Annotated in this window: 10 protein-coding genes; 5 read left to right on the plus strand and 5 right to left on the minus strand. The window is 36.8% G+C overall.

All coding sequences use genetic code 11. The annotated features are described in order from the left end of the window. Positions 1 to 15: 15 nt before the first annotated feature. A complete protein-coding gene (locus ACP6L2_RS04845; RefSeq protein WP_440508163.1) occupies positions 16 to 1,536 on the minus strand; it encodes a TPM domain-containing protein in 1,521 nt (506 codons plus the stop codon). Positions 1,537 to 1,620: 84 nt separating this feature from the next. Between ACP6L2_RS04845 and ACP6L2_RS04850 the strand changes: the two genes are divergently transcribed. Together ACP6L2_RS04850 and ACP6L2_RS04855 are read left to right on the plus strand one after the other, a co-directional pair. Next, positions 1,621 to 2,235 (plus strand): DUF4230 domain-containing protein, encoded by a 615-nt coding sequence (locus ACP6L2_RS04850; RefSeq protein WP_440508164.1) that lies wholly within the window; start codon positions 1,621 to 1,623, stop codon positions 2,233 to 2,235. Positions 2,236 to 2,247: 12 nt separating this feature from the next. Beyond that, positions 2,248 to 2,847, plus strand: a complete 600-nt coding sequence (locus ACP6L2_RS04855) for a class I SAM-dependent DNA methyltransferase (RefSeq protein ID WP_440508165.1) — start codon at positions 2,248 to 2,250, stop codon at positions 2,845 to 2,847. 2 nt (positions 2,848 to 2,849) lie between these two features. Here ACP6L2_RS04855 and ACP6L2_RS04860 read toward each other — a convergent pair whose 3' ends face one another. Both ACP6L2_RS04860 and ACP6L2_RS04865 read right to left on the minus strand, forming a co-directional pair. After that, positions 2,850 to 4,058, minus strand: a complete 1,209-nt coding sequence (locus tag ACP6L2_RS04860; RefSeq protein WP_440508166.1) for an MFS transporter — start codon at positions 4,056 to 4,058, stop codon at positions 2,850 to 2,852. Positions 4,059 to 4,582: 524 nt separating this feature from the next. After that, positions 4,583 to 4,999 carry a hypothetical protein gene (locus ACP6L2_RS04865; protein WP_440508167.1) on the minus strand — a complete coding sequence of 139 codons (417 nt, stop codon included), beginning with the start codon at positions 4,997 to 4,999 and terminating at the stop codon, positions 4,583 to 4,585. Between the two features lie 301 nt (positions 5,000 to 5,300). Here ACP6L2_RS04865 and ACP6L2_RS04870 point away from each other — a divergent pair, with 301 nt between their 5' ends. The 3 genes from ACP6L2_RS04870 to ACP6L2_RS04880 are packed head-to-tail and all read left to right on the plus strand — an operon-like array spanning position 5,301 to position 8,815. Further along, on the plus strand, positions 5,301 to 6,041 hold the full coding sequence (locus ACP6L2_RS04870; protein ID WP_440508168.1) for a sterol desaturase family protein: 741 nt from the start codon (positions 5,301 to 5,303) through the stop codon (positions 6,039 to 6,041). Beyond that, positions 6,038 to 7,921: a beta-ketoacyl-ACP synthase III gene (locus ACP6L2_RS04875; RefSeq protein WP_440508169.1), complete on the plus strand. Its 1,884-nt coding sequence runs from the start codon at positions 6,038 to 6,040 to the stop codon at positions 7,919 to 7,921. The genes ACP6L2_RS04870 and ACP6L2_RS04875 overlap by 4 nt, the downstream gene beginning before the upstream one ends. A gap of 9 nt (positions 7,922 to 7,930) precedes the next feature. After that, entirely contained in the window at positions 7,931 to 8,815 is an 885-nt protein-coding gene (locus tag ACP6L2_RS04880; RefSeq protein WP_440508170.1) for a DUF6999 family protein, read from the plus strand. Between the two features lie 58 nt (positions 8,816 to 8,873). Here the strand turns inward: ACP6L2_RS04880 and ACP6L2_RS04885 are convergent, their stop codons facing one another. Both ACP6L2_RS04885 and ACP6L2_RS04890 read right to left on the minus strand, forming a co-directional pair. Beyond that, positions 8,874 to 9,800 carry a DUF5106 domain-containing protein gene (locus ACP6L2_RS04885; RefSeq protein WP_440508171.1) on the minus strand — a complete coding sequence of 309 codons (927 nt, stop codon included), beginning with the start codon at positions 9,798 to 9,800 and terminating at the stop codon, positions 8,874 to 8,876. 150 nt (positions 9,801 to 9,950) lie between these two features. Continuing rightward, the gene (locus ACP6L2_RS04890) at positions 9,951 to 11,168 is read right to left on the minus strand and encodes an OmpA family protein (RefSeq protein ID WP_440508172.1); all 1,218 of its coding nucleotides are present in this window, start codon (positions 11,166 to 11,168) and stop codon (positions 9,951 to 9,953) included. Between the last annotated feature and the right edge of the window lie 613 nt (positions 11,169 to 11,781).

An 11,781-nucleotide genomic window follows, 5' to 3' on the forward strand; every position in this document is an offset into this window, starting at 1 on the left:
TAGCAAGCGGATTGCCTACCAGCGACCACCTGCTCCACCTCCACCAGAACTACCACCACCGAAACTTCCTCCTCCGGATGATGAACCACCTCCTCCTGAAGAGCTACCACCACCGGAACTACTGCTGGAAGAACGGGTTTTCTTGGCTATACTAAAGTAGCCTTTATGTAAGTAATAGGAACAATGGGAACACTTATCAAATCGCTCGCCTTTTCCTTCACTGGAATAAGTTGGACGGTTAATGGTTTTCGTATCATTCACTTTTAGGGTATAAAACCCACATTGAGGACATACTGAAAAGGAACGGCTCACTTCCCAAGGCACTAATTCAAACTTCCCGGTTTTGTTATTTTTCCAGACTTCATATCTCCGTGACCCTACGCGCTCCTCCGTTTTGTTTCCAGCCTCCAGTACACTCTTTACTATAGCAGCATCCTTTAGCCTATTCATGCGAACCCAATCCCCAGAAGAATCTGGCGGACTGAAACGCTTTGAATTTTGAAACATGCGGGTACCAATTATACCAAGATCTATCCAAGCAATTGGAGATAAGAGAATGGGCACTATCATCCGGCCTAATAACTTTCGCAACAACTTTTGTTTATCCTCCTCATCACGTGTTTCTTTCATTATCCGCTCTCGGATGAGCGTAATCTTAATAGCAATTACCACAGATCCAAAAGCAAATATGAAGTACGGAAGATTCTTCGATTGATAAACATCTTCAATATTATTAAATATAAAAGCAAAGACAAATACGGACACGAACATCAGCAGCAGCATACAACCCATTCCATAAAGCACCGGCTTAATCAATCCTATATGTTGATATTCATTTAAAATACTGTTTCCAACAAAATGAACATACAGATAAATACAGAGCAGGATCGAAAGCACGATAAGTGAATTCGAGAAGTTATCATTCTTTAAAGAAAAAAATGATTTCTTTGCTGGTGCAAAAGATTCCAGTTCTTTGGCTGCATCATCAGAAGTTAAAACCCTTTCAATAACTTTTGCCAACGCCAACACGCCCTCACTATATTCCCCGTCCTGGAAATAAGGAACTAAATAGTTCTCTCCAACACGCTTTAACTGAGCATCTGTCAATAAGGATTCTAATCCATATCCTGTAATAAATCGGTATTCTCGCCTATCTTTGGCTACAAACAAAAGCAAACCTGAATTCGATTCCTTTTTACCTATTCCCCAATGATTAAATAGATCATAAGCAAAGGTGAAATCATCATCTCCGTCGTAATTATTGACCACTACTAGGGCAAATTCTGCCCCTGAATGCTTCTCTATGTTTTGACATATGGTATTTAATTCTTGGACCGTGTATGAATTTAAAATACCATCTGGGTTAGATACAAAATTATCTTGACCTTGATCTTTTGGATTTGGAACACGATCAACAGCGTATGCATTACTGATCTGTTCGATTTCTTGTCCCTTAACAGTAGCTGTCCCATAAAACAACATAAGGACGATCAGGAAGAGTTGAATTCTCCAGGCCGGCAAGATATTTTGAATCATATACTAATTTTGTTCAGTGTGAAATGATATATCATTTTTACAAGAAATATCATCCGAATATAATCATTTAAGAAATACACTTACATGGACTTGACAAAATATGTCGAGAATGGTCTATATTTTGAGAATAATAAATTTATGGGAAAATTACTTAAAATTTTATTGACCTTGGCTATCATCATTGGTGTCACTTGGTTTGTATGGGATCGTATTAAACCTGGAACAACAGTAGACACCAGGCATCAGGTATTAATTGAGCGTATAGAGGCTATGGGCAAGTTAGAGCTTGTTAAATACCGATTATCGGATGTCGTTGAACACAAAAACATAACAGCATATTTACCAGAAGCTAGTGTCCTCTTAATTATTAAGGCGGATGCGGTGGGATGTATAGACTTGACCAAATTAGATAGTACAGATGTCAAAGTGTCAGGAGATTCTGTTTCCATTACACTTCCAAAACCAGAAATTTGTTATGTGAAAATAGATCATAAGGATTCTAAGGTTTATGATACGAAAATGGCCTTTTTTAGGGAGGCAACTTTGGTAGATGAAGCATACAAAGCTGCTGAAGAAGAAATACATAGACAGGTGAAGAATTCAGATATTCTACAACAGACGCAGAATAATGCTATGCACGTCTTTAAACCACTAATTGAAGCATTGGGATTCAGCAAAGTAAGCTTATCTTTCAAGTAAGCACTCTTCGAAATGAAAGAAACGCAAAATGTATTTAAGGTATATGATAAGATTGCCTCTTGGTTTGATAAAAACCGAGGGCAAGACCTTATGGAAAAAGCGTATTTAGATTATATTATACAATCCATTCCAAAACAAAGTCATGTATTAGATTTAGGCTGCGGCACTGGAAAACCTATCCTTTCCTACCTCCTGGAGCATGATATGCAAGTAACTGCCGTTGATGCCAGTAAAGCAATCTTGGATATAGCAATAGCAAACTTTCCTGATACCGAATTTATCTTGGAAGATATGCGAAAGTTAGACCTAGATCGAAAATATGATGCCTTAATCGCTTGGCATAGCTTCTTTCACTTAAATCAAGATGATCAGATTAAGATGTTTCCAATTTTCAAAATACATCTTAAACCTGAAGGTTTCCTTTTGTTTACAGCAGGACCAGATGCTGGTGAAGCTTGGGGTACACTGGATGGAGAACAGGTTTACCATGCTTCCCTATCTCCTGAAAAATACCAATCCTTATTGGAAGAACATGGGTTTCAAATCATCCAACAAAAAATGCAAGATCCAGATTGTGGAAATGCATGTATTTGGTTGGCTCAACTTCAATAGGCTTATTCTGTCCTGAAATTAATCTTCTTCATATTTGGCAAGAAATAAGCAATAATGCCTATCAGTGGCAAATAGGAACAAACATTATAGATATTGGTCAATGAGGTCTGATCCGCCCACCAACCTAACATGGCAGCTCCTATTCCACCCATTCCAAAGGCAAAGCCATAGAACAAGCCAGAAACCATTCCTATTTTCTTAGGCAATAATTCCTGAGCATACACCAAAATCGATGGAAAAGCGGATGCCATAATAAAGCCTATAATGGACACCAATATAGCAGTCCAAAATAAATTGGCAAATGGAAGCAATAAGGTAAAGGGAGCACAACCTAGTACCGAAAGCCAAATGATGTACTTTCTTCCCAAAACATCGCCCAGCGCACCACCAATTAATGTCCCTAAGGCAATTGCGATTAGGAAATAGAACAAGTAAACCTGCGCACCAACCTCAGTAATACCAAATTTCTGCATCATGTAAAATTGTAAATAACTGGTTATGCTAGCGATATAGATATATTTAGAAAATATTAATAACAATAGAATTCCTATGGATATGGCTACTCTTGATGAAGAAAGATCTGGTATGCGAATAGCCTTTTTAGCCTGTCCCCTTTGGGCATGCAATACCTTTTTGTACCAGGTTGCTATATAGCCTAAGATTAATTGTGCAATAACCACAACCGCCAAAAACCAGATAATATACTTTTGCCCATTTGGCAATACGATCCAAGCTAATAACAAAGGTGCTAATGCTGCCCCGGTATTTCCTCCAATTTGGAAGATTGACTGTGCTAAACTGCGCTTTCCACCGGATGATAGGTAAGCTACCCGAGAAGACTCAGGATGGAATATTGAAGAACCAATCCCAACCATAGTGACCGAAAATAATACGGAAGCATAATTGTTAGCATAGGCTAAAGCAATCACCCCAAAAAAGCTAAACATCATCCCTATGATCTGCGAATATGGCTGCGGATGCTTATCGGTATAAGCACCTACCACTGGCTGCAATAAAGAAGATGCCAATTGAAAACATAAAGTAATAACACCTATCTGCGCATAATTCAAATGGAAGTTCTCTTTCAGGATCGGATAAGATGCTGGAATAATGGCTTGAATTAAATCGTTTGAAAGGTGGGCTAAGCAAATGGCTAAAAGAATTGGGTAAGCCGTTTTTGTGGAATCGTATGCGAATGTTGCCTTCTGCATTGGGAAATTAACTATGAAAAATAATACTGTTTAGCTTCTAAAACATATTTTGTTTGAAAAGCATTCAAAGCTATAAATTATTTGAACCAAAGCCTATATAAAAATCATTTTAGACTTTGTGAAGACAAATAGGTTCTAAAAGTTATATTTCAAGTTAAAGAAGCATTAGTATTAAACAGGATTCAAGCTACTATTTGCTTCGATATGGATTCGATACACTTAGGGAAATTCTTAGGATATAATAGGGATCTCCTTCGGAACTCGTTCGCTTCTAACCGAACGAGTTCCGAAGGAGATCCGAACAAGTTCCGAAGGAGATCCGAAGGGTTCTCGAATCCAACCCCTACTAAACCCCTACTAAACCCCTGGAAAACCCTAAGGAAAGACGAAGAGACTACAGACAAAAGACAACAGAAATTGGAAAGGAAAAAGAAAAATGTGGTAAGCAAAAAGAGGAAAAGGAAAAGTAGAATGGAACGGATATTCCATTTTACTTTTCCCTTTCTAATTATTTATATGAAGTCTTACTTGTTTAATTCCAATGCAGGTTTGATATCCTCTAGGATAGCCATATATTCTTCGCCTGAACTTTGAGGGTTTGGGAAAACTTTTCCTGTTACCATCACTTTTACTGAGCCATCTTCCTGAGGCACTTCGAGAACCTTGGAGATGTGGACATGGGATCTTACAGGGATTTCTGCGATAAGTTTTGCTGTAGGCATTCCATTTTGACTTGATAGAAAATTACCGGTCTTCCCTCCCTCTTTTTGCTGGGTATATTCGTAATAATACGTTGGTGCTTTTGTAAAAAAGATATTATTGGCGATATCAGCATATTTGGGATCATCAGACACGTCACCTTTTTGTTTGGAGCTGCATGCAACTAATACAAATACAGTTAGCAATAATACGGATAGTTGTGTGATTAGATTCTTTTTCATGATTAAAAAATAAGGTTGTTTAAATAAATCTTGATGTTGAATAAAAATAGAACGTATATATTTCAAAATCGTTTTGTGATTTTAAGCGTTGGTTATAGTAATTATATAATTGCGATAGTCGAAAAAACCATCTCTTGATGGATTTGTTCTATTATTATCGGGGAACCGAATTTATCAAGATAATTGTGTACTATTAAATATAAATTTTTATATTTATAGAAATACCGCTAAGAATAGTACGTTAAGAAATTAAGTTTTCCAGTAATGGAGGAACTGAATCGTTGACACCGAATTATATAGAATGACGGCCTATTTAGAACAAATTTTTGCGTTTGTATTGTCCAAGTGGTATTATAGCAGCGCCTTCTTTTTTGTCTTTTTTAGTATTTTGTATTTGCTTGGCACATATACAAGCGAATGGATTATACGGCATTATAAGCGTAAATGGAATCTTCAGCAAATTGTGCATGCCCACAAACCTGGTCAAACAAGAAAGGAGATTCAAAATTCCTTTGTTTCCATATTTGTTTTTAGCCTTCAGGCTATTCCCTTTCAACTACTATATGCTCATGGTTACTTTAAAGTAGGATTTGATAATCCTTGGGCATGTCTATGGGAAATTCCGATTTTGTTTTTGTGGAATGAACTACATTTCTATACCATGCATTGGATTTTACATCGACGATGGTTTTTCAAAAACGTGCATAAAACACACCACTGGTCCAAAGAGCCGAGCAGTTATTCCATTTATAGCTTCCATTGGATTGAAGCTTTTATGCTAGGCACGGTCATCTTCTTCCCCGTTTTATTTCATGAGTTCCAACTGATAAGCTTGCTGAGTTTACCTGTAATGAGTATTATCATTAACCTTTTGGGCCATTGCAATCATGAATTTCCAAGTGACAAACCCAGCACATCATTTTCAAAATTCACTTTTAGACATAGTATGCATCACCAAGCTAGCCGAGGTAATTTCGGCTTTATGCTACCCATATTTGATAAAATTTTTCAGACACAAGTAAATACGAATAAGAAAAAATGAACGAGAAAAAACCTGTTTATATAACCGCTATCGGGGTTCATTTACCCAACAAGGCCATTTCAAATGATGAAATGGAAGATTATTTAGGATTAATTGGAGGAAAACCTTCGCGTTCGAAAGATCGGATGTTGCAACAGAATGGAATCCATACGCGTTATTACGCCTTGGATAAAGCTCAACAGGCAACCGATTCTGTAGCTGGAATGGCAGCAAAAGCCATCAACAACTGCTTGGATAAAGCAAAAGTGGATAAATCCGCCATTCAACTGTTGACTGCCGGAACAACACAAGCCGACCTACCAGTTCCTGGATTCGCAAGTATGTTACAGGCAGAGGCAGCATTGCCCGTTTGTGGTATCTCCTCACACCAAAGTGTTTGTTCAGCAGGTATTATGGCTTTAAAAAGTGCCTTTCTCCAAATTCAATCGGGAGAATATCAACGTGCCTTATCTTGTGCATCGGATATGCCTAGCCGCATGTTTAAGGCTTCAAGATTTGAAACACAACCAAAAATTCAAGAAAAGGGTTTACCTCTAGATACCGATTTTTTACGTTGGATGCTCTCTGATGGTGCCGGAAGCATGTTATTATCCGACAAGAAAAACAGCAAAGGTTTAAGTTTAGAAATTGAATGGATAGATGTAAAATCTTATGCCAATAGCTTTGGCGTTTGTATGTATGCCGGAACCAATAAACAAAAGGATGGTACTACAGGCCAATATTGGTTAGATTACCCTAATTTTTCGGCAGCCGATGCTGATTCAGCTATTAATTTGAAACAAGATATCAAATTGGTCAATCAAACAGTCAACCTGGGTGTACAGCATTTTTTCGAATTAATTGATCGTGGTAAGATTGATCCTAAAACTATGGATTGGCTGTTATGCCATTATTCTTCCGAATATTTCAAACAGCCCATCATTGATTTACTTCAAAAGGGCGGTTTACATATTGAGGATGACAAGTGGTTCAGCAATTTGCACAGTAAGGGCAATACAGGCTCTGCATCGATCTATATTATGCTGGAGGAACTCTTCTATAGTGGAAAATTAAAAGCCGGACAAGAGCTTATATGCATGGTTCCTGAAAGCGGTCGGTTTATCACGACCTTTATGAAATTGAAAGTTATAGCGCCTAGTTCCGAAACCAAGGAGATTCTAATTTCCAAAGAAGATGAAATCTTAGCTCCAGAGATTCATATTGCCAATAAACCAATACAGGAAAAGTTGGTTCGTGAATTGACACAAACCTGGGTAGATTTTGAATTGTCCTTACGAAATACCCCTATCATTGACCGCATATACAATGGGACTATAACCTTGGAAGACTACAGGTTATTATTATTGAACCTACGTCAACAAGTAATTGATGGATCCCAATGGATTGCAAGGGCAGCATCTAATGTGAGTATGGAATATTTCGATATCCGCTCCTCCTTCATTTCTCATTCAAGAGATGAACATCGGGATTACCAAATCTTGGAAAAGAATTACATCAATTGTGGTGGAACACATGAGGAATTGTACACAGGTGAAAAGAATCTGGGTTCTGATGCCCTAAGCAGCTATATGTTTCATAAAGCTAGCCAGCCTAACCCATTTGATTTATTGGGTGGTATGTTTATTATTGAAGGACTAGGAAATCGATTGGCTGGGAAATGGGGTCGTGCAATACAACAGCAATTAGAATTAAAGGATGATCAAGTATCGTTTTTTATTTATCATGAGACAAGCGATAGTAATGACAATCATTTTGAGCGTTTTGAAAAGGCCTTGGATTCTGAATTGCTGACAGAGGAAATCGCCAAAAGAATAAGTAAGACTGCTAAGGTGGTAGCAAAACTCTACCAAATGCAATTAGCAGAAATTGGTAATTATTAGTTTTAGTTTATGTTACACAACAGCGAATATTTCGAAACAAAAGAAAATAACCCACGGGATCCCAACCATTGGCATGCCTTGTTTCTGGACAATTCTGTTCCGTTTCATAAGGATGCTAAAGCAGCGTTCCTATATGATTCCGGTAGAAAAAGTAAACAATTCTTATTGCCCTTTCTTCGGGTATTTGGAAGATTAACCATTATTTTCTTTCAGATATTTAAAGCCATTGCCCCTAACCTCATCAATGCACCCAAAACATTGCATCGGTTTTTGTATTGGGGAATGAAATATTGGGTTTCACCGGAAGCGAACTTCCTAATATTGCGACATTTCTATTTAGGGTCCGAAGTGTTACGGTTCATAAAGGATAATGTGGATGGTGCAGAAAACATTCCAATGAATCCACTTAAACCATTAAGTATTAATGCGGTTAAGGATAATCTATTTCTTGAGCACGATTTAAATCTTTATAATTTTATTATCAATTTAAATAAGGCTATCCAAGAACGAGGATTAAAAATTCATCCGGTCAGCAATCCTGTTTTTACGGCTATTGGTCCACAGCCAATTCCATTTGAGGAATTTCCTAACCGTTGGACGAATTTCCTGGATTTGGCTTCTGCCATAGAAATCTTCACACCGGTTTATCAATTTTTCTTGACGGACAATGATTTTTGGCGAGCATCCAATTCCTTACAGCTAGATGAGGTTATCGGCGTATATGCCGCCACGATTATGAGCTGTCCGGAGAAATTAGTGGCATTGAATAACAAGCACCCTATGATCCCTCTCCCTACGTATGGAGCAGGATTTAGATTGGTACTCCATGGTTTATCTACCGAAGTCTTGCATCATTTAATCAGTACCGAGAAATTAAAATCAGAAGCAGCATAATAAGAAAGCCCTTGTCGTCAACAAGGGCTTTAATATTTTTCCTACTTTTGTTTTGTTATTATTTAGTAACTCCTGAAAGATAGGTTGAGACCTGTGGTATAGTTGCATCCTTTAGCAGGACATTTTTATGCTTATCAAGCAAATAGATTGTTGGAGTTGCTAAAATCTGATACAGTCCCATATTTACCACCACTTGTTCTTGATCAAGCCCATTAACCCAATTCTTAGGAATATTACTTTTATAATCTTCCCAGATATCACGGTCCCCATCGGGATAAATAGCTAAGATTTCTAGTTTACCACTTTCAATCATCTTATTATACCCATCATCTGATCTCAAATAAGCAAAGGCATCCTCACAAGAACTACAACCGGGTTCATAAAACATGAGGAACAAATAGTCAGCCTGTTCAGCATATAAACTGGAGATTTGGCCATCCTGTTTAAGGAATTTAAAATCTGCAGCTCGCGTACCTGCCTTATTTTTAAGGGTTAGCTTAAGCCTTGAATCATATTTTATTTTTTGATTTTCATCCAGATGATTCGATTTCAAAAGATTGACCAAAAACACTTCGTAGTAAGCATCATTCCTCATAGGTGAGTTCGGATCACTTAAATAACGATCGAATATGGTCTGTAGTAAATTGAATGTCTTAGGTTCAGCCTTTGCTTGATTTAACAAGTCTTCTATCCCATCATTTAATTGTTCAGGCTTTACCTTATCAAAGATATTGATGTAATTGACAACAGCTTGTTCTGTATAGTCATTATTTAAACTAAGACTAGTGTCCTGGAAGTTATAATTGTCCCAATAATGTTCAAATACGTATTCTGATTTTGCTTCGGGCGTAGTATACTGTGCAGGAGCTGTTGGGGCTTGATAAGTAGAAGGCGTCTCTGTTGCTCCGCTAGTTTGATCTGCTTTTTTCTGTTGTTGACAAGAAATCAACAAAATAGAAGCAGCAAGAAAACTCAAATATTTCATGTTTATCATATTTCAAGTTAAAATAAGGAAAATAAGGTGAAAGGTAAAAGTTGAATAGAGATTTACAGGATTTAGATGTAGCTTTTAAAAATAAAAATAGGCAGTAAGAAAACCTCACTGCCTAAAACTTTAATTTGGAAGGTAGTAAAATTATTTTAGGAGTATATCTGCAATCGTAATAACAGCTCTACTTAATCTAGGATCGTCATAGAACATGTTAGGCACACCACCTTTATGAATGGTTTTCAATTGCTTAGGATTTACTTTAAATTCATTAACCAATACATTGTAGATTGCTTCTGCACGTTCCTTACTTAAGCGCTCATTAATTGCTGGAGTACCAGTTCCCTCATCAGCATATCCTGTGATGGAATAAACAAAATCTGAATTTGTTTCTTTAATCAATTTAGCGAAGAAACCTAAGTTTACACGAGCTTCTGTACTAACGGTACTCTTGTTAATAGGGAAAGTCACTAATATAGGAGCCGCTAATAGATTTTTCTTAACATTGATATTGGTGATTGTAGTATCTTTTGCTTCAGCCAAGAGCTTACGTAGAGCATCGTTGTCAGCTTCTAATTTCTGTAAACGATTGATCAGGTTCTGAAATTCAGCTTGATCGTAAGTTTCTGTAATGGTGGTTGTAGTAGGTCTATTCCAATCGCGTTTATTGAATTTATAAACCAAACCTAAACTAGTAGACAATTGACCTTCGTTTCTACGTCCGCCATCTTCGCCATCAAAACGGTCATTAACCATTGCACCACGAACATCTAAGGTTAAGTCCAACGATTTTGCCAAACGGAACGTGTTAAATAAACCGATATTAGCACTTACTTCGCGTTCGATAGGCTCTTCAGTGGTTACCATCCATCCTAAACCAGCATAAGGGCTGATATTATAAAAACGATCTGTTTTATATCCAGCAATAATGTTTGTTAAATTGAACAACACATCAGCTCTTACATGCCAATAATTGAACTCTTGACGTGTTAATTCATAACCTTCCCAAGGAAGTTTATCATAAGGTCCAGTCGAGTGGCTTCCATTCTGGGTTAATCCCACAATTTTAAATCCATCGACACCTGCACGAACACCTATACCTGGAGTAAACCATTTACCAACATAACCTTGGAAGTAAGGTGAGATACGATCTCCGAATTCAGCTTGCTTGTTATGATCTCCAAAAAACATTTGAGCTCCAGCACTTGCACCGAAGAACCAGTTGTCAAAAAAACGATTAGTCTTAACTGAATATTTATCGCTATCCTCTGTAACTACAGAATCACGCTTTACAGTTAGGGTTTGACCATAACTCGCTGCACTTATGCCTAATCCTAAGGCAATGGCTAATAATTTTTTGTTCATTTCTTAATACAATAAGAAGGATAATTAATTAATTCTATATATATCATACCTAATGCTTCCTCATCTAATTGAGCAAACCGGTATGAATAGCTTTTTTAATTCGAAGAAGTAAAAGTTAGTGTGAATAATCCTTTTAAATCCATACAAATCGAGACAAATATAAATTGGAAATTATTAATTCAAAAAAATCAACAACCACTTATAGACGAACAAATATTTCTTATTTATTTATACAAAAACATCAAAATATTTGCAAAAACAGGGTTACGAATAAATTTTAATATTCAAATAAATATATTTTTAATTATTAGGATTATTTACACTAAATCAAAGTGTGATTTAGGTCACATTCTGTCAATTGGGTTAATTTATATTTGTAAGCATACAACTACATCGCTAATTATCAAGGATTCTATGGGTTTTTGATAGTAAACAGTATGTTTTGGAGAGAAACTATTTGTTAAAAAATATTCTTCAAGTCTTTCTTAAAAGAAGCTATGATCATTATAATATTGGATTCTCAAAATTAGTAAGTTCAATTGTTTCGGATTAATCAACAGCCGATAAATTCTCAGGAACATTTATCCATTGACACCAGATTAGAAGGATTGTT

Source organism: Sphingobacterium lactis (assembly GCF_051951495.1).
Taxonomy (GTDB): domain Bacteria; phylum Bacteroidota; class Bacteroidia; order Sphingobacteriales; family Sphingobacteriaceae; genus Sphingobacterium; species Sphingobacterium lactis_A.

Excerpts from the sequence above, each read along its gene's own strand:
- ACP6L2_RS04845 (WP_440508163.1), bottom strand. The coding sequence starts at position 1,536 with ATGATTCAAAATATCTTGCCGGCCTGGAGAATTCAACTCTTCCTGATC.
- ACP6L2_RS04850 (WP_440508164.1), top strand. The coding sequence starts at position 1,621 with ATGGACTTGACAAAATATGTCGAGAATGGTCTATATTTTGAGAATAAT.
- ACP6L2_RS04855 (WP_440508165.1), top strand. The coding sequence starts at position 2,248 with ATGAAAGAAACGCAAAATGTATTTAAGGTATATGATAAGATTGCCTCT.
- ACP6L2_RS04860 (WP_440508166.1), bottom strand. The coding sequence starts at position 4,058 with ATGCAGAAGGCAACATTCGCATACGATTCCACAAAAACGGCTTACCCA.
- ACP6L2_RS04865 (WP_440508167.1), bottom strand. The coding sequence starts at position 4,999 with ATGAAAAAGAATCTAATCACACAACTATCCGTATTATTGCTAACTGTA.
- ACP6L2_RS04870 (WP_440508168.1), top strand. The coding sequence starts at position 5,301 with ATGACGGCCTATTTAGAACAAATTTTTGCGTTTGTATTGTCCAAGTGG.
- ACP6L2_RS04875 (WP_440508169.1), top strand. The coding sequence starts at position 6,038 with ATGAACGAGAAAAAACCTGTTTATATAACCGCTATCGGGGTTCATTTA.
- ACP6L2_RS04880 (WP_440508170.1), top strand. The coding sequence starts at position 7,931 with ATGTTACACAACAGCGAATATTTCGAAACAAAAGAAAATAACCCACGG.
- ACP6L2_RS04885 (WP_440508171.1), bottom strand. The coding sequence starts at position 9,800 with ATGAAATATTTGAGTTTTCTTGCTGCTTCTATTTTGTTGATTTCTTGT.
- ACP6L2_RS04890 (WP_440508172.1), bottom strand. The coding sequence starts at position 11,168 with ATGAACAAAAAATTATTAGCCATTGCCTTAGGATTAGGCATAAGTGCA.